Genomic DNA, 23,682 nt, shown 5'->3' on the forward strand with positions numbered 1-23,682 from the left:
GCGATTAACCTTGTCATGGAGAAGAATTTTCAGAAGTTAATAAAGTGGATATTAAAGGAGAAGAAAAATGGATACAGTAGGATTAAATACAGTGGGATTATATATTCATATACCATTTTGTAAGATGAAATGTCATTACTGTGATTTTCCTTCCTATAGTGGTAAAGAAAGTTTAATGATGGATTATGCTAAGGCATTGAGTGAGGAAATTAAAGTTTCTTGCCAGGATAAAATTATAAGCACCATATTTATAGGTGGGGGAACTCCCACCTATTTGTGCATTGAAGGGTGGAAAATTATAGAAAAAGCCCTTAGGGGATTAAACAGGATAGAGGAAGGTTTTGAGTTTACTATAGAGGGAAATCCTAAGACTTTTAATGAGGAACAACTAAAAATTTTTAAAGCTATGGGAGTAAATAGAATTTCTATGGGACTTCAAGCTGTGCAACAGTGTCACCTTACTTCACTAGGAAGAATCCATTCCCTTGAGGATTTTAAACATAGCTATGAAATGTTAAGGAATTTTGGTTTCAATAATATAAATGTAGATTTAATGTTTGGACTTCCAGATCAAAGTTTAGCTCAGTGGAAGGAAACTTTAAGTCAGGTTGTAGAGTTAAAGCCAGAGCATATTTCTTGCTACAGCTTAATCATAGAAGAAGGAACTAAGTTTTATAATCTTTATGAAAAGAATAAATTGATTTTACCTGATGAAGATGTAGAAAGAGACATGTATTCTGAAGCAATTAATTTTTTAGAGATAAAAGGATATCACCAGTATGAGATTTCCAATTTTGCAAAGGATGGATTAGAGTGCAGGCATAATAAAATATATTGGAATTTAGAAAATTATATTGGTTGTGGCTCATCTTCCCATTCCTATGTTAATGGCATTAGGTATAGAAATGAAGAAAAAATAGAAACCTATATAATGTCTATGGAAAATAAAAGATCTGCAGTGGTAGAGAGTAATGAAAATTCCTTAAAGGATGATATAGAAGAGTTCATGTTCTTAGGATTAAGAAAAATAGAAGGTATAAGTATAGAAGAATTTAAGAGAAGGTTTAACATCTCCATTTTTGAAAAATATAAAGAAGTTATATATAAGTATGTAAAGTTGAATTTATTAAATTTAAAGGGGGATAGATTATACCTTACTAAAAGAGGTATAGAACTGAGTAATCAAGTGATGTCAGATTTAATTTTGTAAATAATTTATGAATCATATTGACATTGAATTTTATAAATGATATATATTAAATATAGTCATTAGCACTCGTGAGTAGTGAGTGCTAACAAAGAGGTGATAACATGGATATGGATGAAAGAAAGATTAAAATCTTACAGGCTATAATAAATGATTATATAACTTACGGAGAACCTGTAGGTTCAAGAACCATATCTAAAAAATACGATTTAGGAATAAGCTCAGCTACTATTAGAAATGAAATGGCTGATCTTGAAGAAATGGGATTTTTAGAACAACTCCATTCATCCTCTGGAAGACGACCTTCTGATAAGGGTTATAGACTTTATGTAGATAGACTTATGACCCCTAGCAGACTTACAGAAGAAGAGCATGAAACTATAAGACATGACCTGATAAAGGACACATCTATAAGTGAAATAGATAGTATAATTAAGGGTGCTATAGATGTACTTTCTAATATTACTAGACTAACTTCTGTAGTAAAAGTTGCTTCTGTTAAAAAGTCAAGTATTAAGTATATAAAGTTATTAGCAATAGAAAAGCACATAATTTTATCTACAATAATAACAGACAATGGTAATATAAAAAATAATACTATTAGAGTAACAAATCCAGTAGATGACAATAAGCTAGTAAAAGTGAATAATGCTCTTAATAGACTACTTGTAGGGATTAGCATAGAACAAATTACTCTAGATTTCCTTGTTAATTTAAAAAATGAATTAGTTGGTTACGAAGAGATATTTGACTGTATAATTCCTGTTCTTCATGAAACGCTAGTGTTGGGAGATTATGGTGAAATTTATACTAAGGGTGCTACAAATATATTTAACTATCCTGAATATAATAACATCGATAAGGCAAAGGCATTTTTAGGGTTAGTAAATAATGAAGAAAACCTAAATGAAATTCTTAGCAAAGGAAACAAGGAATCTTTATTTATTAGTATAGGAGAAGAAAACTTTGTGGAATGCGCTAAAGAGTGCAGTATAATCACTGCTAGCTATAGTTGTAATGGCCGTATTATGGGTACCATAGGAGTTATAGGACCTACAAGAATCCATTATGATAAAGTTATAGCTGTTCTTGATACTGTGGTTAATGAGATAAACGACAAGATCTCTAGCATATATGATCCAGATTAACTATGGGTTTATATATATTCAAAATTCAAAGTAAATGAGATAAGCATTTAGATTGGAGGAAAGAGCATTGGAAAATAATATGGAAGAAAACCAAGAGCTAGATAAAAAAGATATGGAAGATAATGCGGATGAAATTTTAGAAAATGACCCTTCTGAAAAAGAACAAAATGAAGAGGAAGGCACTTCCGGTGAAGAAACCTCAGAGGTTAAAGAGGAAGATGATAAGGAAGATGAGATGAAAAAATTCAGAAATCGCAAAGAAGAAATTAAAGAGCTTAAAGAAGAAAATGATTCTTTGAAAGATAAATTATTAAGAACTGTAGCTGAATATGATAACTTTAGAAAAAGAACTTCTAAGGAAAAGGAAAATATATATACAGAGGCTTGTGCTGATGTATTAAAGGAAATACTACCTGTATTAGACAATTTAGAAAGAGCTGTTGCAGTAGATGGTAGTGCAGAAGATCTTAAAAAAGGTATTGAATTAACTATAAATCAGTTTACAGCTTCTTTTGAAAAGCTAGGCGTTGAAGAAATCTCATCTGATGGAGAATTTGACCCTAACTTCCATGATGCAGTAATGCATATAGAAGATGAAAACTTAGGAAAAAATCAAGTAGCTGAAGTATTCCTAAAGGGATATAAAAAAGGCGATAAAGTATTAAGACATAGTATGGTTAAAGTAGCAAATTAATCTATGATTTATAAAGATTTTAATCTTTAATTAAAAATAAATGTATATAGTAAATTAGAAGAAAATAAGTGTATTAATTTATAGGAGGAAATTACAATGGCAAAAATTATAGGAATTGATTTAGGAACAACAAACTCTTGTGTATCAGTTATGGAAGGTGGAGATCCAGTTATAATACCAAACGCAGAAGGTGCTAGAACTACTCCATCAGTAGTATCTTTCTTACAAGATGGCGAAAGACTTGTTGGTCAAGTAGCAAAAAGACAATCAATAACAAACCCAGATAAAACTATAATCTCAATTAAAAGAGAAATGGGAACAAATCATAAAGTAAATATAGATGGAAAAGAATATACTCCACAAGAAATATCTGCAATGGTACTTCAAAAATTAAAAGCAGATGCTGAAGCATACCTTGGAGAAACAGTTACAGAAGCGGTTATCACAGTTCCAGCATACTTCAATGATAGCCAAAGACAAGCAACTAAAGACGCAGGAAGAATTGCAGGTCTTGATGTTAAGAGAATTATAAACGAGCCAACAGCTGCATCTCTTGCTTATGGTCTTGACAAAATGGATACAAACCAAAAGATATTTGTATATGACCTTGGTGGTGGTACTTTCGACGTATCTATCTTAGAACTTGGAGATGGAGTTTTCGAAGTTAAATCTACAAATGGAGATACTCGTCTTGGTGGAGATGACTTTGACCAAAAGGTTATGGATTATATAGCTGAAGATTTTAAAGCTTCTAATGGAATTGATTTAAGAAATGATAAAATGGCACTTCAAAGATTAAAAGAAGCTGCTGAAAAAGCAAAAATAGAATTATCATCTTCTACTCAAACAAACATCAATCTTCCATTTATCACAGCTGATGCTACAGGTCCAAAACATATAGATATGAACCTAACAAGAGCTAAATTCAATGAATTAACTCATGATTTAGTACAAAGAACTATTGAGCCAATGAGAAAAGCTCTTCAAGATGCTGATCTTTCAATAGGAGAAATTGACAAGGTTGTATTAGTTGGTGGATCTACAAGAATCCCAGCTGTTGTAGAAGCAGTTAAAAACTTTACAGGAAAAGAACCATCAAAAGGAGTTAACCCAGATGAATGTGTTGCAGCAGGTGCAGCTATTCAAGGTGGAGTTTTAACAGGAGATGTTAAAGATGTATTACTTCTTGACGTTTCACCATTAACATTAGGAATTGAAACTTTAGGAGGAGTTGCTACTCCATTAATCGAAAGAAATACAACAATTCCAACTAAGAAGAGCCAAGTATTCTCAACTGCAGCAGACGGTCAAACATCTGTTGAGATTCACGTAGTTCAAGGTGAAAGACAAATGGCAGCTGACAACAAAACTTTAGGAAGATTCACTCTTTCTGGAATTGCAGCAGCTCCAAGAGGAATTCCTCAAATCGAAGTAACTTTTGATATAGATGCTAACGGTATAGTTAAAGTTTCTGCTAAAGACAAAGGAACTGGAAAAGAAGCTAATATAACTATCACAGCTTCAACTAACTTAAGTGATGATGAAATCCAAAATGCAGTAAATGAAGCAGAAAGATTTGCAGAAGAAGATAAGAAGAGAAAAGAAGCTATAGAAGTTAAAAACACTGCAGATCAAATGGTTTACCAAACAGAAAAAACTTTAACTGACCTAGGAGATAAAGTTTCTGCTGATGATAAAGCTAAGGTAGAACAAAGAATCCAAGTATTAAAATCAGTTAAAGACGGAGAAGATATAGAAGCTATTAAAAAAGCTACAGAAGAGTTAACACAAGAATTCTACGCTGTATCTTCAAAGGTATACCAAGCTGAAGGCGGACAGCCAGGAGCAGAAGGTTTCGATCCAAACAACATGGGTGGAGCAGCAGGAGAAGGAGCAGGAGCTCAAGATGCACCACATGATGACAATGTTGTAGATGCAGATTTTAAAGTAGATGGAGAATAATATTCATTAAATCAGTTAAGGGATGATGAAACACTCATCCCTTAAAACTGATTTTAATGTTAAATTTTAATGTGAAAATTTAATGTTCCCATTAATACATGGTTGCAATTATACATAATATATCTTAATATATTATTCGAAGTAAAATAGGTGGTGAGTTTTAAATATGGCTAATAAAGATTATTATGAAGTACTCGGCTTAGATAAAAGTGCCAGTGATGATGAGATAAAAAAAGCTTTTAAAAAGGCTGCTTTAAAGTATCATCCAGATAGAAATCAAGGAAATGCTGAAGCAGAAGAAAAGTTTAAAGAAATAAATGAAGCATATCAAGTTTTATCAGATCCAGAGAAGAAACAGAGATATGATCAATTTGGTACTGCAGACTTTAACGGAGCCCAAGGTTTTGATGGATTTGATTTCGGTGGAGGCTTTGGCGGCTTTGGAGATATTTTTAGCGATATCTTTGGTGGAGGATTTTCCTCTTCATCTAATAAAAATGCTCCAAGAAAGGGTGCAGATTTAGAATTTAATTTAAATTTAACCTTTGAAGAGGCTGTATTTGGCTGTGAGAAGGAAATTAAAGTTACTAGAAGAGAAAAATGTGAAACTTGTGGAGGCACAGGAGCAAAAAAAGGTACTACTCCTAAAACTTGCTCTAAGTGTAGTGGTAGAGGGAAGATAAATGTTCAAAGAAGAACTCCATTAGGAGTTATTTCTACAACTACAACTTGTGATGCTTGTGGAGGTAAAGGTACTATAATAGAGGAAGCATGCTCAACTTGTAGAGGAACTGGTAAAGAAAGAAAAACTAGAAATTTAACAGTGAATGTTCCAGCAGGTGTTGATACAGGAAATGTAATGCCACTAAGAGGACAAGGTGAAGCAGGAGAAAATGGAGGGCCAGCAGGAGATCTTTATATAAATATAAGAGTTACATCTCATAATATATTTAAACGTAAAGGCTTTGATATCCATATGGAAACTCATATATCCTTTGCAAAGGCTGCTCTTGGTACAGACATAAAGGTTCCAACAGTGGATGGAGATGTTACTTATAAGGTTCCAGCAGGAACTCAACCTGGAACTGTATTTAGATTAAAAGCTAAAGGGGTTCCTAGAGTTAACTCTGTAGGTAGAGGAGATCACTATGTTAAGGTAATAGTAGATGTACCAAAATCTCTTAATGAGAAACAAACAGAAGCTCTGAGAATGTTTATGGAGGCTAGTGGAGAAGCTCCAGAAACTACTGTGGAAAAGAAAAAACACAAAAAAGGAATATTTGGAAAGTAATAAAGAGAATTAATATAATCTACAAATATTTTAAATATAGCTAAAGTCTTGTAATAGTTAATATAGGACTTTAGCTATTTTTAGTGCTTATATATTCTATCACTGTAATTTTCAACAGAGCCAATTTATATTAAAATCTTAAATTTCAGTATATTAATAGTAAAATTAATCATTAGCAAAATAGAGATAACAATATGAATATTTTTAAAATTTAATAATTGACTTTTTTAGACAAAATATTTATAATATTACTGTAGAATTTAATGATATTTTAGGGTTTATTGCGCTTTTATTACTAGTGGTGTAGAAGTTAAGTTTTTTAGCACATGTAAACCTTTTATTCATGTCTGAATTATGTTAATTTCTACAAAATCATAAGATATAACTTTAATAAAAAGGTTGGAGGCAATAACATGAAAATTGAAAAACAAAAGATCTATGACATTACCATTGATACCTTCTATGACATCATTGGTAGTATACTTTATGCTGCTGGTATTTATACCTTTGCATTATCAGCTAACTTTGCTCCTGGTGGAATTTCAGGTTTATCAATAATTATAAACTTTTTTACTAAAATACCAATAGGTATATGTAGTTTATTACTTAACATACCAATAATAATAATTAGTTATAAAGTACTTGGAAAATGGTTTTTAGTTAAATCTCTAAAAACCATGGTAATTTCAGCCTTCTTTATGGATGTAGTGTTTCCACTTATCCCAATATATTCAGGAAATCCTATACTGGCAGCTGTGTTTGCAGGAGTATTATCTGGAGCTGGACTAGCACTCATATATATAAGAAATTCATCTACTGGAGGAACAGACTTTTTAATTCTTTCTGTAAGAAAAAAAGCACCTCACCTATCTATTGGGCAGATTACAATTGCTATTGATGGTTGTGTTATCCTTCTAGGTGGATTAGTATTTGGAACTATTGATGCTGTATTATTAGGAATTATTATGACTATAGCTACATCAACAATAATAGATAAGATTATGTCTGGTTTTGAAGCAGGAAAAATGGCAATGGTAATAACTAATCATGGAAAGGAAATTGCAGATGTCATTGGAAAGGAAGTTGGACGAGGAGTAACTATAATGAATGTTACTGGTGCTTTTTCAGGAGAGAGTCGTCAAATGTTAATGTGTGCTTGCAGTAAATCTCAGGTATATAATTTGCGTAGAATTGTAAGTACCATAGACCCAACAGCTATGACTATGATTTCTTCCTTTGATGAAGCCTTTGGTCTTGGATTTAAAGATAACCTAATTGACTAAGCATCTATAGAACAGTAGAATATTAGGGGTCGATAAAAATTATAGAGCCAAATAAAACTCTTTCTTGCAATAGAAAAGATTCACTATTGCCAAGGAAGAGTTATTTTGTTATTTTGTAATATGTGATATATAATTACACAATAAAGATTATTTAGTGTATAATACCATAGACATCTTTTAAAATGATGGCAATAATATTAATTAAAACCTATTAACTATTGTTCATATAACTTAAGTATAATTTAATGTATAGATATGGAGGAAGTAGAAATGGATCAGGATTGGATTGAAGTAACGGTACTTACCAGCAGTGAGGCTACAGAAGCAGTGGCTGGTTTTCTTTATAACTGTGATGTAGAAGGAGTTTCCATAGAAGATGTGGCAGATGTGGAATTTAAGAAGGAAAACCTGGGCTTTGCAGATTTTATAAATGAGTCAGTTTTAACTATTGAAGAAGGAGCTATGGTTAAAGGGTACTTTAAGGATAGTGAAAACTTTATGAATACACTAAACTACATAAAGGAAAGTGTAGATAAGTTAGGTGAATTTGGCTTTGATAAAGGTGAAGGCATAGTAACTTATCATAAGGTAAATGAAGATGATTGGGCAAATAATTGGAAGCAGTACTATAAACCAGCTAAGGTTGGGGAGCACATTGTAGTAAAGCCTACCTGGGAAGATTATGAAGAAAAACCTGGAGAGGTTGTAGTAGAGCTAGACCCAGGAATGGCCTTTGGAACAGGAACCCACGAAACTACAAGAATGTGCATAAAAGCTCTAGAGAAAAAAGTTAAGGGAGATACCACTGTATTTGACATAGGTACTGGTTCAGGAATATTATCTATAGCTGCAGCTAAATTAGGAGCAAAACATGTAGTAGGAGTAGATTTAGACCCAGTAGCTGTAGAATCTGCAAAGAAAAATCTAGAGTTCAACAAAGTAAATAACATCGAAATTCTTTATGGAGATTTAATGGAAGTAGTAGAAGGTAAAGCTAATATAGTAGTAGCTAATATCTTAGCTGATATAATCATGTTTTTAAGTGAAGGTGTCAGAGCCTTTATAGAAGATGAGGGATACTTCATAGCTTCTGGTATCTTAAACACTCAAAGAGATAAAGTTGCTGACAAGTTAAAGACCCTAAACTTTATAATTGAAGAAGTCATGGAAGATGGAGAATGGATTTGTATTATTGCTAAAAAGTAAAATTGTGTGATGGGAGTATATTTAAAATGCATAAATTTTTTGTGGAAGATAATAGCATAAATGAATCTCTGTGCATCATTGAAGGCGATGATGTTAAGCATATATATAAGGTGCTTAGACTTAAAGAAGGGGATAAAGTAAATATCAATAACTGCAAGGGTGTTGAATATATAGGAGAAATTTTAGAGGTAAATAAAAAAGAAGTAAGAGTAAACCTAATTGAAAAGGTTGCTTTAAATAATGAAAGTCCTTTAAGAGTTCAGCTTTTTCAAGGATTACCAAAGGCAGCTAAAATGGATTTAATAGCTCAAAAGTGTACTGAGCTAGGAGTCAGTGAAATCACCCCTATAATTACAGAGAGAGTTGTAGTTAAGGGCAATGAGTCCTCAGAATTTAAAAAGGTAGATAGATGGAACAGAATTGCATTAGAAGCTTGCAAACAAAGCAAAAGAAGTATAATTCCAACTATAAACCAACCTATAGATTTTAATAACCTAAAGGAAGAGATAAAGAACTTTGATTTAGTCATAGTACCCTATGAAAATCAAGAAAATCAAGGAATAAAATATGTAAAAAACCAAGTATCAGATAAAAATATAGAAACAGCAGCCATTATCATAGGACCTGAGGGTGGCTTTGAAGAGGATGAAATTCAGGCATTAAAGGATGCTGGAGCATTTATAGTAACCTTAGGGCCTAGAATACTAAGAACGGAGACTGCTGGCTTTGTAGCTCTTAGCTTAATTATGTATGAGCTTGGTGACTTAGGAGGAAATTAAAATGAAAGTAGCACTATATACACTAGGATGTAGGGTTAACTCTTATGAATCAGAAGCCATGGCAGAAAAATTCATAAAAGAGGGATATGAAGTTGTAAGTTTTGATGAATTTTCAGATGTGTATGTTATAAATACCTGTACAGTAACTAACATGGGAGATAAAAAGTCAAGACAGATGATAGGAAGAGCAAGACGTCATAATCCAGAGGCTATAATAGCAGTAGTTGGATGCTATTCACAAATAGCTTCCGATGAAATAGCACAAATTGAAGGTGTAGATGTAGTCTTGGGAAGTAGAAATAAAGGAGACATTGTTTACTGGGTTAATAGAGCAAGAGAAGAAAGTAAGCAAGTAGTAGAAGTTAAAGATGTACTTAAAAACAATAAATTTGAACAGCTAGCTATCAATGAATATCAGGATAAAACTAGAGCCTTTTTAAAGATACAGGATGGATGTAATAGATTTTGTTCATACTGCCTAATTCCCTTTGCTAGAGGGGGAGTTTGTAGTAAAGAGCCTGAGGAAATATTAAAGGAAGTAAAAGAACTAAGTAAAAATGGGTTTAAAGAAATAATTTTATCTGGAGTTCACACTGCTTCCTATGGAGTAGATTTAGAAGGTAATTGGGATTTAGTTAAAATCCTAGAAGAGATAAATAAAATAGAAGGAATAGAGAGAATTAGAATAGGCTCTATAGATCCAACCTTCTTCACTGAAGGGGTAATAGAGAAAATCTGTAACCTAGAAAAGATGTGTCCACATTTTCACCTATCCCTTCAAAGTGGCTGTGATGCAACAATTAGAAGAATGAATAGAAAATATACAGCACAGGAATATAAGGATGTAGTAGAAAATCTTAGAAAGTATATGAAGGACGTGTCTATAACTACGGATATAATTGTAGGTTTTCCAGGGGAGTCTAATGTTGAATTTGAAGCTACCTATGAATTTTTAAAAGGTATAAAACTAAGTAAAATGCATATCTTTAAGTATAGTAAAAGAACAGGAACTAAGGCAGCGGAAATGCCTTTCCAAGTAGATGGTCTTATAAAGGAAGAAAGAAGTAAAAAGTTAATAGAACTAAATAATGCTTTAGAAGTAGAATTCATGGAGAAATTCATAGGAAGAGAAATGAGAGTACTTTATGAGGAAGCTATAAGTGGAAAAGAAAACACTTATGTAGGCTATACAGAGAACTATATAAAAGTAATAACAGAAAGTGATGAAAACCTAGAGGGTAAAATAGTGCCTACAAAACTAGCAGCTGTAAAACAAGAAAATATGATAGGAATCATAGAATAATACAAAATATAGATACACTAACATGGATTTTTAGAGTATAATATAAGATATGAGAAATCATATTATACATTATAGGAAACTATAAATGTAGGTTTTTACTACTGAGAATGGAGGTGAAAAAATGTCAGATTGTTTATTTTGTAAAATTGCAAAGGGTGAGATTCCTTCAAATAAGGTCTATGAAGATGATAAGATATTAGCATTTCATGACATAAGTCCTGAAGCACCTGTGCATATTCTTATAATCCCAAAGGAGCACATAAGCTGCGTTAATGATATAAATCATGAGAATAGTAGCATTATAGCTCATATTTTCGCCACCATACCAGAACTGGTAAAAAAACTAGGAATAGATAAAAGTGGATATAGAGTTGTAACTAACACTTTAGACCATGGAGGTCAGACTGTTCCACATTTACATTTTCATTTGTTAGGTGGAAGAAATTTAAAATGGCCACCAGGCTAAAAATAAGGACTAAAAATATGTAAATAAAACTAATGAAAATCTTGACATAAGTTAATGTGAATTGTATAATTGAAAATGTGCTATTTAGGCCTCGCATTGGCTACTTTTAATTAAAATTAAATTGAGCTAGCGGAGGGAGGGATATAAATGTCAGAGATAAAAGTTGGAGAAAACGAATCATTAGAGAATGCATTAAGAAGATTTAAAAAGAAATGTGCAAGATCAGGTGTGCTTTCAGAAGTTAGAAAGAGAGAACATTACGAAAAACCAAGCGTAAAGAGAAAGAAAAAATCAGAAGCTGCTAGAAAAAGAAAATTTAAGTAGAATTTGAAAGAAGGTTTATTAATGTCATCCATTAAGGAAACATTACAGGACGACTGGAAAAATGCTATTAAACAAAGAGATAAGTTTAAAGCAAATGTAATAAGCATGGCTAAAGCTGCTGTTTTAATGGTTGAAAAATCAGGGGCAGGAGAAGTAGATGATAGTAAAGTCATCGAAATTTTAGCAAAGGAAGTTAAACAAAGAAGAGATTCTTTGGTTGAGTTTGATAAAGGAAATAGACAAGATTTGGTTGATCAAACAAAAGCTGAAATCGAAATCTTATTACAATACCTTCCTCAGCAGTTAACGGAAGAAGAAATCCGAAAAATTGTTCTGGAGTCAGCCGAAAAACTTGGTACTAGTAGCATTAAAGATATGGGAAAACTTATGGCAGATGTTAGACCTAAGGTAAATGGTCGAGCAGATGGCAAAGTAGTTAGTCAAATAGTAAAAGAATATTTGAATAAATAAAGAACTCAGTTTACTGAGTTCTTTTTATTTTAAGTAATTTATCATGAAAAGAAATCATAAAATTTAAAAGAGAAACTTTGTAAGTAAAAATTATGATTTAGAGGTGATGAAGTTGAGTGATAAATTAGTGAGGGTAAAGGAAAAGGTCATTTATGGATTAGACTTACCAGTAGATGTAGCCCTTAGTTTACCTAAAATAATAGTGATAGCAAGAAAAGAGGTAACGGTAGAGAATCATAAAGGGATAATAAAATTTAGTGACAGTGAATTAGTTATAAATACAAGTATTGGACCTTTGAAAATTCTAGGTAAGGATTTTGAAATTATATTTGTAGGAGGTACCACCATAACTTTAAGTGGATATTTTAGCTCTATGGTGTATGAAAACTATGAAGAAGATTAATAATTTTAATAAAAGCTATATAACTGTTCAAGTAGATTCCCTTGAAGGAGAAAAAATTCTCAATTATCTTTGGAATAAAAATGTTAGTGTAAAAAATATAAAAAGAAATAATGCCTTTTCTATTACACTAGAAATATCAGTATCAGATTATCTTCATTTAAAAGAAGCTGTTAAAAAAGTAAAGGGAAAAGTAAAGATTTTGCATCGTAAAGGGATAAACTTTTTTTATCTTAGATTAAGTGCTAGAAAACTTTTAATTGCAGGTATTGCTGCATTTTTCTTTATTTTATACTATTTGAGTAGCTTTATTTGGAGTGTGGATATAAATACAGATAAATATCTAGCTCCCCTTGAAGTTAGAAATATACTGAAAAGCTATGGAATAATGGTTGGAAGTAAAAAGGGTTCAATAGATGTTCTAAAAGTTGAAGAAAAGTTAGTTGCTGATATAGATGAAATAATGTGGGTTAAAGTTAGAATTGAAGGCTCTATGCTCACTGTAGATATAGTGGAGAGGCAAGAACCACCAAAGATAAAAGAAAAGGAGTACACAGGAGATTTAGTAGCTAAAAAAAGTGGAGTTATAAATAGAATATATACTAGTGCTGGAACTCCTGTGAAACAACTTGGCACAGTAGTTGACAAAGGTGAGTTAATTGTAAAAGGTCAAGAAGGAAAAGAAGGCATGGAGTTCTCTGTAAAGGCTGAAGGAAAAATATATGCTACTACTTTTTACGAAGAATTTACAAAAGTACCTATATCTATTACCTCAAAAAGAAGAACGGGAAATAAGCAGGTACGATATGGAGTAAATGTAAACAATAATAAAATTTATATTAAGAAATCATTAAATAACTATACAACTTATGATAAAATAGAAGAAAACTGGGGCATCTTTATAAAAGAGACTTATTATGAAACAGAAGAGGTGGAAGAAGCTACTTACACTGACACTGTAATAAAGGAACTACAAAACAAAATTACATTAAATTTAGATAGAGGAGTTAAAATACTAGATATAACTCCAGAAGTTAAAAAGCAAGAGAAGGAATATGAAATTAGAGTATTAGTTACTGTAGAAGAAGATATAGCAGAAAGCCAAGTTGTAGTTACAGAAACAGAAAGAGAAAAGGAAGATGAATCCCCTGAGACTTAAAAAGAGGTGTAAATATGGGACATAAAAAAAGATTATCAAGGATAAGATTTCCAAGAATAAAACCCTATATTACTTTTATAATTACAACTTTAATAGTTTATTTGATTTTAAGCACTGTAGTAGTAAGTAAAAAATATAACCTTCAAGTAGGTGAAATAGCTAAATTTGATATTAAAGCACCAAGAGATGTGGAAGATAAGGTAGCAACTCAAAAGAGTATTGAAGAAGAGCTAAAACACGTACAAGAAACCTATACCTATGATGCTAATATAAGAAAGGGTGCTTTAGATAATATAAATAAACTTTTTGAATTAGTTAAAAAGATAAATTCTGAAAATCCTCCTTATAATCCTTCCAGTGAAGATGATAATGAAAAAATTAAGTCAGAACAGGAAAAAATCAATGGGATAAAGCTGAAAAAGTTAAAAGAGGAAAGTGTTATAAAAAATCTTTCTACTGAAAACTATGGATTACTTTTATCCTTAAATGAGACTGGATTAAATAGCCTAAATGAAGAGATAGTAGATTGTATGAATAATTTATATGATACTACCCCTATATACGAGAATAAACCTCAGGATATAGTTTCAGCACAAGGATATATAACTGCCTTCTTTAATAATACTAGCTATGCTAAAAATGTTAAGGATCTAGCCATGGCCATAGGTTATTCGCAAACTAAGGCTACCTATTTTGTAGATCATGAAAAGACAGAAGAAGCGAGACAAAACATAACTAAAAATGTAACACCTGTAATCTATAAAAAGGATCAAACTATAATAGCAGAAGGTCAACCTATTACTGAATCACAAATTGAGCTTCTAAATGACTTAGGCCTCTTAGGTAATGATAAATCTACGGGCATTTATATGAACCTAGTTTTACTTCTAGTTGTTGCAGGAGTATTAGGATTACAGTGGAGATATATAAAAGAAAAGCGCAGAGACATATATGAAGATAATAGTAAGGTTATCCTGATAAACCTACTGACAGTACTAACTGTAGTATTAGCTAGGATATCTATTCTCATATCTCCTTATGTTATACCCTTTGCTTGTATTTCAATTTTATTATCTGTACTAATTGATAGTAAAACATCTGTAACCATAGGAATATTAAATGTAATATTTATATCCTTTATTGTTAAATTTTCAGTAGATTTAACTCTTATAGCTATGGTCAATGCAGTAATAGTTCCAATGGTATTAAAAAGGGTTCAGCAAAGAAATGACATATTGTATTCTTCCTTGCTCATTGGAGCTATAAATGTAGTATTTACTGGTGCCATGGGATATTTCCTAAGCACTAATGTGACTAGTATAATCAATAAGGCTATGCTTACAGGAATATCTGCTATAGTATCAGGAATATTAGCCATAGGAATACTGCCAGTTTTAGAAAATATATTTGATGTATTAACTAATATTAAACTTCTAGAGTTAGCTAACCCTAATCATCCCTTAATGAGGAGATTGCTTTTAGAAGCACCAGGCACTTATCACCACTGTGTGTTAGTTGCAAACTTAGCAGAGATGGCTGCTGAAAGTGTGGGAGCCAATCCAATACTAGCTAGGGTAGCCTCCTATTATCATGATGTTGGAAAGCTAGAAAGGCCCTATTATTTTAAGGAAAATCAAATAGGTATAGTAAATCCTCATGATGATATGTCACCAGCTATGAGCTCTGCCATAATACTATCCCATGTGGAAGATGGGGTTAAATTAGCAGAAAAATATAACTTACCTGAAGGCATCACTGATGTTGTGAGAGAGCATCATGGAGATTCTCTCGCTAAGTATTTTTATATAACTATGAGAAATAAAAGTGAGAATCCCGATGAGGTAAATGAGGCAGATTATAGATATGGTGGACCACCACCAAGATCAAAGGAATCTACCATTATAATGTTAGCAGATGGGGTTGAAGCCTCTGTAAGGTCCATTAATAAGCCTAACAAAAAGAAGATAGAAGAAATGGTAAATAACATAATTAAGAGTAGAATTGATGAAAATCAGTTTGTCAACTCTGACCTAACCTTTAAAGATTTAGAGAAAATAAGAGAGAGTTTTCTAAAGGTTCTATCTGGAATTTACCATGAAAGAATTGAGTATCCTAAAGACAAGATTAATTTAACAAAAGAAAACAATGAAAAAAAACTTGAAGAAGATAAAGAAGTTGTATCAACTAAGGAAGAACAGTTTAAGTTAAAAGAGCCAGAAGCAGTTATACAAACTAAAGAAGTTGAAAAAGAAAAGCAGATATAGGATAAATAGGAGATAAAATATGATTTATATGGACGATAGGCAAAGTCTTATTTCCGTTGAAAAAGACTTAGAAGAAAATATTAAAGAAATTATAGATTATGCTTTAAAAGAGGAACAGGTTCTGATTCCCTATGAAGTAAGTCTAATTTTTGTAGATAATGAGGCCATAAGAGAAATAAACTCAGATACAAGAGGAATAGATAGGGCTACAGATGTACTATCCTTTCCCATGCTAGACTATGATGAGAAAAAAGTATTCAAGGAGTGCTATTTAGAACATGAATTTTCAATTATTGATTTAAATGAAGGAAATTTAGTCCTTGGAGATATTGTGTTATCCTTAGAGAGAGCAAAGGAGCAGAGTGAAGAGTTTGGACACTCATTTATAAGAGAAGTGTGCTACTTAGTAACTCACTCCATTCTTCACTTGCTTGGATATGATCACATGGAAGATGATGATAAGGTAATAATGAGAGCTAGAGAAGAAGAAATTCTAAGTAAGTTTAACATTGAAAGATAATAGATTATATATAGGTTATATCAGCTTTAATTAAGGTGGGGTTATTATGAAGGTAAAGAAGCTAGTGGATAGTTTTAACTATGCTATAGAGGGAATAATTTATTCAATACGAACTCAAAGAAATATGAGAATACATATGATAATAGCTATGTTAATACTAACAGCTTGTTTTTTCTTTGACATGACAAAGATGGAACTTTTGGTAATTGCAATTACAATAACAATGGTTGTGGTTGCAGAGATGATAAATACAGCAGTGGAATGTGCCATAGATGCCACCACCAACTTTTATCATCCCCTAGCAAAGATTGCGAAAAATGTAGCTGCAGGAGCAGTATTAGTCACTGCAATAAATGCGGTTTTAGTAGCCTATATAATTTTTGGTGATAAAGTTCTACCTTTTTCTATAATTATTCTTTTGAAAATTAAAAATTCTGACCCTCACATGATATTTTTAATGTTAGTAATAGTTAGTATTGCCACTGTAGTAGTAAAGGCTGTATATGATGAAGGTACACCTTTAAGAGGCGGAATGCCAAGTGGTCATAGTTCCATAGCCTTTGCTGTGGCAACCACCATTACACTATTAACCACAGAGCCACTAATAATGATATTGGCATTTTTATTAGCCTTCATAGTAGCCCAAAGCAGAGTAGATTCTAACGTACACTCCATCCTTGAAGTAGTCCTTGGAGGAGCCTTTGGATCACTACTGACCTTACTGTTATATCAGCTTATTGGGTAATTACTAAATGAATGAAGCTAAATAAAATATAAGCAATAAAAATAATGTGATAAAATTCGTATTCTATGGTAAACTAATATAACTAAGAAACTAAAAAAATGTGTGATTATTATAAACCATGGATAGATTTGAGTAATTAGGTTGGAGGAAGATAAAATGGATATAAAGGAATTGGTAAGACTTGCTATAGAGGCTAGAGAAAAAGCTTATGTGCCATATTCTAAGTTTAAAGTTGGAGCAGCAATTGAAATGGAAGATGGCAGTGTATTTACAGGCTGTAACATAGAAAATGCTTCTTATGGCGCTACTAACTGTGCTGAAAGAACGGCTATATTTAAGGCTGTATCTGAAGGACATACTATAATGAAAAAAATTGCCATAGTAGGAGATATGTTAGCATTTACAGCTCCATGTGGAATATGTAGACAGGTTATTGCTGAGTTTGCAGCTAAAGATATAGAAATAGTATTAATTAAAAATCAAGATGAGTATATAGTAAAAACTTTAGAAGAAATACTACCAGGAGCTTTTACTAAAGAGGACTTACTTAAATAAGGAGAGATATATGTTTAAATCAGGATTTATAACTATAATAGGAAGACCAAATGTGGGTAAATCAACCCTTTTAAATTATTTAATGGGAGAGAAATTATCTATAGTATCAAGTAGACCACAAACTACAAGAAACAATATACAAACAATACTTACAAGGGATAACTTTCAAATAGTATTTGTAGACACACCAGGTATGCATAAACCTAAACATAAGTTAGGTGAGTACATGGTGAAGATAGCTAAAGATTCCATGCAGGATGTGGATGTGGTGCTATTTTTAACAACACCAGAAGGGGAGATAAACAAGGCAGACCTTCATATTTTAGAACAACTAAAGCAGTGCAATACTAAAGTGTTTTTAGTAGTAAATAAAATAGATGAAAACCCTGCTGATAGAGTAGCTAAAACTCTAGAAGAATACACTAAAGTTTTAGATTTTAAAGAAATAATACCTATTTCAGCTATTAACGGAAAGAACACCGAAAAATTATTAGAATTAGTAGTTGATCAGTTACCAGAGGGACCAATGTATTACCCAGAAGACATGATAACAGATCAGCAAGAAAGATTTATAGTAATGGAGACTATAAGAGAAAAAGCCCTAAGACTTTTATCTCAAGAAGTACCTCATGGTATTGCTGTAGAAATTTTAACCATGAAGAAGAATGAAAATGGAAGTTATCTTATTGAGGCAAATATGCTATGTGAGAAGAACTCCCACAAGGGTATAATAATTGGTAAAAATGGAGCTATGATGAAGAAAATATCTACCTATGCAAGACAAGATATTGAAAAGTTCCTAGGCTGTAAAGTAAACCTAAAGATTTGGGTTAAGGTTAAATCAGAGTGGAGAGATAGTGCATTTGTACTCAAGGAACTTGGTTATAAGTAGAATTGCAGGTGTTATTCATTGAATACTATCAAGACTAGAGGGATAGTTTTAAAAACCCAAGAATACAAAGAAAATGATAAATTACTATGGATATTTACAGAGGAGTTTGGAAAGGTAACTGTCATTGCAAAGGGAGCTAGAAAAAGTAAAAATAAAAATTTTTCAAATACCCTACCTTTCTCCTTTGGTGAGTATGTACTATATAAAGGAAGAACTTTATATACCTTAAATGAAGGGAGAATTATAGATTCCTTTCAAGATATATTAAATGACTATGATACCTTAATATATGGTTCTTATTTTAATGAACTCATAGATATTGCCATAGAAGAAGGTGAGAGTCATCCCATATTTATAGATTTAGTGAAATGCTTTTATCTTATGAGAAACAAGGCTATAGACTTAGATCTTTTAGCAAGAGCCTTTGAAGTTAAGGTTTTAAAGGCTACAGGCTATGGTATATCGTTAGAAAACTGTGCCCTATGTGGAAATAAGATAAATACCACAGACTATATTTCTTTTCAGTTCTATGGTGGAATTTGTAACCAATGTGAAAAACAATATGGTACGAAAGTATCTGCTGCCACATATAATGGATTAAAGTTTCTAAGTAAAGTGGAGCTGGAGAAGGTAGGAAGACTTAATTTAGATATAAATACAAAGGAACAAATAGGAAAAATCCTAGAAACCTTTATAAGTCTAAATTATAGAAAAAAACCTAATAGCCTGTCCTTACTTAAAAAGTTTTAGTATATAAGTGATATAATATACTTAAGTATTAAATATTGCTAGGGAGGAAATATTTATGGATGAAGCTACATTAAAAAAGATAAATATATTAAAAGAAAGAGCTAATCTATCTGAAGAAGAAGCTAAGGAATTATTAGAAAGATTCAATGGGGACTTAATCGAAGCATTAATTCATTGTGAAAGAGAAAAACAAAAGGATAATAGAAATTTCAATGAGAAAATTTCTCAAAGTGAATTTGTAACCTATATAAAAGAGCTGATAAAGGCTGGTAATGTTTCTAGAATTATCATTAGAAAGGATGATTCTATCCTAGTGAATATTCCTGTAAATGCAGGAATTGTGGTGGGTATAGCATTATTATTGCAACCAGTTTTAATAGTTTTAGGAGCTGCAACTGCAGTATTTATTGATCTAGAAATAGATATAATTAAAGAAGATGGAACTGTAGAAGTAGTTAATAAAATTGTAAAGAGCACCATGGAAACAACTGCAAAGAAAGCTACAGAAGTAACCCATGATCTAAAAGAGATCTTCTCTGAAACCTCAGGAAAGATTAAAGAAAAAATTTCTGAAGCAAAGAATAATATGAAAAGATAACATAAATTTTATATATTTGGATATTAATTAAAGATGAGCATATACTCATCTTTTTTTATTTAGAATAAAATTTACCCAAGAATTAACGAAATATTTTAAAAATTTTTAGAGAAAGTTGCAAATTAAATAAATCTCTTATACAATATAATAGAAAATAACTTAAAAATAACACTTACTCACCCCAATGTGTGATATAATTAAAATTATAGAATTTGGAGTGAATAATAGAATTTTGAAAGGTGGCGAATTGTCATTAAACTCTCGCTTAGACAGGAACAAATAATAGAATTAGTTAAAGAAAATGAACCAATAACCAGTGAAGCTATCGCAAAAGAGTTAGGGCTTACGCGATCCGCCATAAGACCAGATTTATCTATATTGACTATGACCGGTATACTTCAAGCAAGACCTAAAGTTGGATATGTGTGTGTTAAAAATTCAAATAAAGGACCTAAAAACAGTGAAATTAGAAATATAAAGGTTAAGGATGTAATGTCTGAACCTGTTTTAGTAAAGGAAGACACACCAGTTTATGAGGCCATTCTAACACTTTTTTTAAATGACACAGGAACTTTATTCATTGAAAATGAAGGAGCACTATTAGGAGCTGTATCTAGAAAAGACTTTATAAAGATGGCTATGGGAACAGCTGATATGCATAGAGTACCCGTTGGAATTATCATGACTAGAATGCCGAATATTGTTAGTGTATCAGAGGAAGATTCAGCCTTTGATGCTGCAAAAAAAATAATTGAGCATCAGGTAGATTCCTTACCTGTTGTAAGGCTAGAACTTTTAAGGGGAAAAGAAGTTCCGAAAATTGTAGGAAAAATATCTAAGACAACAATTTCTATGATATTTGTAAAATTGGGTGAAAATGAATAATTTTATTCATTTGACTATATAACTATAATTTAAGAGTTAAGGGGTTGTATAACATGGAAAAGAAAAAATATGTGTACCTTTTTAATGAAGGCAACGGCGGCATGAAAAATTTACTAGGTGGAAAGGGTGCAAACCTTGCAGAAATGACAAGCATAGGAATTCCAGTGCCACAAGGCTTCACAGTAACAACTGAAGCTTGTAATAAATACTATGATGATGGAAAGAAAATCGCAGAAGAAATCGTTGACGAAATTCATGAAAAAATGACTGAACTTGAAAAACTTACAGGTAAAAAGTTTGGAAGTTTAGAAAATCCACTATTGGTTTCAGTAAGATCTGGTGCTAGAGCATCTATGCCTGGAATGATGGATACTATCCTTAATCTAGGATTAAACGATGAAACCGTTGAAGTAATGGCTAATAAAACAAACAATCCTAGATTCGCATACGATTCATACAGAAGATTCATTCAAATGTTTGCTGATGTAGTTATGGAAGTAGAAAAGAGAAACTTTGAAGATATCATGGATGAGATGAAGGCTGCTAGAGGCGTAAAACTTGATACAGAATTAAATGCAGAAGACTTAAAAGAATTAGTAGCTAAATTTAAAGCTTACTACAAAGAAGCTAAGGGAGAAGAATTCCCAAGCGACCCTACAGAACAATTAATAGCTTCTATCACTGCTGTATTTAGATCTTGGAACAATCCTAGAGCTATAGTATACAGAAGAATGAACGATATTCCTGGTAGTTGGGGAACTGCAGTAAACGTTCAAGAAATGGTATTTGGTAATAAAGGAAATACTTCTGGTACAGGGGTTGCATTCTCAAGAAACCCATCTACAGGAGAAAAGAAAATATTTGCTGAATACTTAATGAATGCTCAAGGAGAAGATGTTGTTGCTGGTATCAGAACACCTCAAAAAATAGAGCAATTAGAACAAGAAAATCCAGAAGTGTATAAACAATTTATGGATATTGTAAACACTTTAGAAAACCATTACAGAGATATGCAAGATATGGAGTTCACTATAGAAGAAGGTAAGCTTTACTTCCTACAAACAAGAAACGGTAAGAGAACAGCTCAAGCTGCATTAAAAATAGCTGTTGACCTTGTAGAAGAGAAAATGCTTACTAAGGAAGAAGCGATTCTTAAAGTTGAACCAAAACAATTAGATACATTATTACACCCTGCCTTTGATTCAGCATCACTTAAGGCTGCAGCAGTTATAGCTAAAGGACTTCCAGCATCTCCTGGTGCTGCTTGTGGTAAGGTTTACTTCACTGCAGAAGATGCAAAAGCTGCCCATGAAAATGGTGAAAAGGTAGTTTTAGTTAGACTTGAAACTTCACCAGAAGATATTGAAGGTATGATTGCTTCTGAAGGTATATTAACAGTAAGAGGTGGAATGACTTCTCACGCAGCTGTTGTTGCTAGAGGAATGGGAACATGTTGTGTTGCTGGTTGTGGTGACTTAACAGTAAATGAAGGAAATAAGACCTTTGCAGTAGGTGGAGTTACTTATAAAGAAGGAGACTACATCTCAATAGATGGAAGTACAGGAAATGTATATGCAGGACAAATTAAAACTGTAGATCCTGAAATAAGTGGATATTTTGGAACATTCATGGCATGGGCTGATGAACTAAGAACCTTGAAAGTAAGAACTAATGCTGATAATCCAAGAGATACAGCTCAAGCAGTTAAATTCGGAGCAGAAGGAATAGGACTTTGTAGAACAGAGCACATGTTCTTTGAAGGCGAGAGAATCATGGCTATAAGACAAATGATCGTTGCTAAGGATGAAGCTACAAGAAGAGCAGCTCTAGAAAAATTATTACCAATGCAAAAGGGTGACTTTATAGGAATCTACGAGGAGTTACAAGATAGACCAGCTACTATAAGATTCTTAGATCCACCACTACACGAGTTCCTTCCTCATGAAGATGATGAAATAGTAGAATTAGCTAAAGAACTTGGAATTACCTTTGAAGATCTAAAAAATACTGTTGAATCATTACATGAGTTCAACCCAATGATGGGTCACAGAGGTTGCAGACTTGCAGTTTCTTACCCAGAAATAGCTGAAATGCAAACAAGAGCAGTAATAGAAGCTGCTATAGATGTTAAAACTAGAAAAGGTTATGATATAGTACCTGAAATCATGATACCATTAGTTGGAGAAGTAAAAGAGCTTAAGTATGTTAAAAACATAGTTACAGAAACAGCTGATAAAATCATAAAAGAATCAGGCATAGATATGAAGTACATGGTAGGAACAATGATAGAAATTCCAAGAGCTGCTTTAACTGCTGATGAAATAGCTAAAGAAGCTGAGTTCTTCTCTTTTGGAACTAATGACTTAACACAAATGACCTTTGGATTCTCAAGAGATGACGCTGGAAACTTCTTAAAACACTACTATGACAAGAGCATATATGAATCTGATCCATTTGCAAGATTAGACCAAGTTGGAGTTGGAAAACTTGTTAAGATGGCTGCTGACCTAGGAAAATCTACTAGACCAGACATCAAACTTGGAATATGTGGAGAGCACGGTGGAGATCCATCTTCCGTTGAATTCTGCCACGAAGTAGGATTAAACTATGTATCATGCTCACCATTCAGAGTTCCAGTAGCAAGACTTGCAGCTGCTCAAGCTGAAGTTAAAAATCCAAGAAAAAAATGCTGCTGTGGATGCAAATAAAATAAAAAATAATAATTAACAAAGAGGCTATCTGAAAAGAATTAAAATATTTTCAGATAACCTCTTTATATA

General features: G+C 32.2%; 23 protein-coding genes. All 23 read left to right on the top strand.

Going from position 1 to position 23,682, the window contains the following annotated elements; translation table 11 throughout:
- Positions 1-67 precede the first annotated feature (67 nt).
- A complete protein-coding gene (hemW, locus tag B3B03_RS03650; protein ID WP_346876499.1) occupies positions 68-1,210 on the top strand; it encodes a radical SAM family heme chaperone HemW in 1,143 nt (380 codons plus the stop codon).
- Positions 1,211-1,317: 107 nt separating this feature from the next.
- Positions 1,318-2,355, top strand: coding sequence for a heat-inducible transcriptional repressor HrcA (hrcA, locus tag B3B03_RS03655; protein ID WP_346848510.1), 1,038 nt, complete (start codon positions 1,318-1,320; stop codon positions 2,353-2,355).
- 67 nt (positions 2,356-2,422) lie between these two features.
- Entirely contained in the window at positions 2,423-3,049 is a 627-nt protein-coding gene (gene grpE, locus B3B03_RS03660) for a nucleotide exchange factor GrpE (RefSeq protein WP_278245209.1), read from the top strand.
- 96 nt (positions 3,050-3,145) lie between these two features.
- Positions 3,146-5,011: a molecular chaperone DnaK gene (gene dnaK, locus B3B03_RS03665; protein WP_346848419.1), complete on the top strand. Its 1,866-nt coding sequence runs from the start codon at positions 3,146-3,148 to the stop codon at positions 5,009-5,011.
- A 166-nt stretch (positions 5,012-5,177) separates the two neighbouring features.
- Positions 5,178-6,302, top strand: a complete 1,125-nt coding sequence (dnaJ, locus tag B3B03_RS03670) for a molecular chaperone DnaJ (protein WP_346848420.1) — start codon at positions 5,178-5,180, stop codon at positions 6,300-6,302.
- Positions 6,303-6,715: 413 nt separating this feature from the next.
- Positions 6,716-7,585, top strand: coding sequence for a YitT family protein (locus tag B3B03_RS03675; protein ID WP_346876500.1), 870 nt, complete (start codon positions 6,716-6,718; stop codon positions 7,583-7,585).
- 270 nt (positions 7,586-7,855) lie between these two features.
- Positions 7,856-8,791, top strand: coding sequence for a 50S ribosomal protein L11 methyltransferase (gene prmA, locus B3B03_RS03680; RefSeq protein WP_346848422.1), 936 nt, complete (start codon positions 7,856-7,858; stop codon positions 8,789-8,791).
- Between the two features lie 26 nt (positions 8,792-8,817).
- Positions 8,818-9,570 carry a 16S rRNA (uracil(1498)-N(3))-methyltransferase gene (locus B3B03_RS03685; RefSeq protein WP_035128879.1) on the top strand — a complete coding sequence of 251 codons (753 nt, stop codon included), beginning with the start codon at positions 8,818-8,820 and terminating at the stop codon, positions 9,568-9,570.
- A 1-nt stretch (position 9,571) separates the two neighbouring features.
- A complete protein-coding gene (mtaB, locus tag B3B03_RS03690) occupies positions 9,572-10,873 on the top strand; it encodes a tRNA (N(6)-L-threonylcarbamoyladenosine(37)-C(2))-methylthiotransferase MtaB (protein ID WP_346848423.1) in 1,302 nt (433 codons plus the stop codon).
- Positions 10,874-10,994: 121 nt separating this feature from the next.
- Complete coding sequence (locus tag B3B03_RS03695) at positions 10,995-11,339, top strand: histidine triad nucleotide-binding protein (RefSeq protein ID WP_035128885.1); 345 nt, start codon at positions 10,995-10,997, stop codon at positions 11,337-11,339.
- A gap of 147 nt (positions 11,340-11,486) precedes the next feature.
- On the top strand, positions 11,487-11,663 hold the full coding sequence (gene rpsU / locus B3B03_RS03700) for a 30S ribosomal protein S21 (protein ID WP_035128888.1): 177 nt from the start codon (positions 11,487-11,489) through the stop codon (positions 11,661-11,663).
- A gap of 21 nt (positions 11,664-11,684) precedes the next feature.
- Positions 11,685-12,134: a GatB/YqeY domain-containing protein gene (locus tag B3B03_RS03705; protein ID WP_035128891.1), complete on the top strand. Its 450-nt coding sequence runs from the start codon at positions 11,685-11,687 to the stop codon at positions 12,132-12,134.
- Between the two features lie 112 nt (positions 12,135-12,246).
- Positions 12,247-12,537, top strand: a complete 291-nt coding sequence (yqfC, locus tag B3B03_RS03710; RefSeq protein ID WP_346848424.1) for a sporulation protein YqfC — start codon at positions 12,247-12,249, stop codon at positions 12,535-12,537.
- Entirely contained in the window at positions 12,524-13,693 is a 1,170-nt protein-coding gene (yqfD, locus tag B3B03_RS03715; RefSeq protein ID WP_346876501.1) for a sporulation protein YqfD, read from the top strand. The genes yqfC and yqfD overlap by 14 nt, the downstream gene beginning before the upstream one ends.
- Positions 13,694-13,707: 14 nt before the next feature.
- On the top strand, positions 13,708-15,957 hold the full coding sequence (locus tag B3B03_RS03720; protein WP_346876502.1) for an HDIG domain-containing metalloprotein: 2,250 nt from the start codon (positions 13,708-13,710) through the stop codon (positions 15,955-15,957).
- A gap of 19 nt (positions 15,958-15,976) precedes the next feature.
- Positions 15,977-16,477, top strand: a complete 501-nt coding sequence (ybeY, locus tag B3B03_RS03725) for an rRNA maturation RNase YbeY (protein WP_346848427.1) — start codon at positions 15,977-15,979, stop codon at positions 16,475-16,477.
- Positions 16,478-16,523: 46 nt separating this feature from the next.
- On the top strand, positions 16,524-17,222 hold the full coding sequence (locus B3B03_RS03730; protein ID WP_035128900.1) for a diacylglycerol kinase: 699 nt from the start codon (positions 16,524-16,526) through the stop codon (positions 17,220-17,222).
- Between the two features lie 156 nt (positions 17,223-17,378).
- The gene (locus tag B3B03_RS03735) at positions 17,379-17,777 is read left to right on the top strand and encodes a cytidine deaminase (RefSeq protein WP_346848428.1); all 399 of its coding nucleotides are present in this window, start codon (positions 17,379-17,381) and stop codon (positions 17,775-17,777) included.
- A gap of 10 nt (positions 17,778-17,787) precedes the next feature.
- Complete coding sequence (era, locus tag B3B03_RS03740; protein WP_035128906.1) at positions 17,788-18,669, top strand: GTPase Era; 882 nt, start codon at positions 17,788-17,790, stop codon at positions 18,667-18,669.
- A gap of 18 nt (positions 18,670-18,687) precedes the next feature.
- Positions 18,688-19,419 (top strand): DNA repair protein RecO, encoded by a 732-nt coding sequence (gene recO, locus B3B03_RS03745; protein WP_346848429.1) that lies wholly within the window; start codon positions 18,688-18,690, stop codon positions 19,417-19,419.
- Between the two features lie 55 nt (positions 19,420-19,474).
- The gene (locus B3B03_RS03750; RefSeq protein WP_346848430.1) at positions 19,475-20,017 is read left to right on the top strand and encodes a DUF4342 domain-containing protein; all 543 of its coding nucleotides are present in this window, start codon (positions 19,475-19,477) and stop codon (positions 20,015-20,017) included.
- A 252-nt stretch (positions 20,018-20,269) separates the two neighbouring features.
- Positions 20,270-20,902, top strand: coding sequence for a helix-turn-helix transcriptional regulator (locus B3B03_RS03755; RefSeq protein ID WP_346848511.1), 633 nt, complete (start codon positions 20,270-20,272; stop codon positions 20,900-20,902).
- Between the two features lie 53 nt (positions 20,903-20,955).
- Positions 20,956-23,610, top strand: a complete 2,655-nt coding sequence (gene ppdK / locus B3B03_RS03760) for a pyruvate, phosphate dikinase (protein ID WP_346848431.1) — start codon at positions 20,956-20,958, stop codon at positions 23,608-23,610.
- The last annotated feature ends 72 nt before the right edge of the window (positions 23,611-23,682 follow it).

The sequence above is a fragment of the Clostridium sp. UBA5712 genome (genome assembly GCF_002419845.1).
Lineage (GTDB): Bacteria > Bacillota > Clostridia > Clostridiales > Clostridiaceae > Clostridium_J > Clostridium_J sulfidigenes.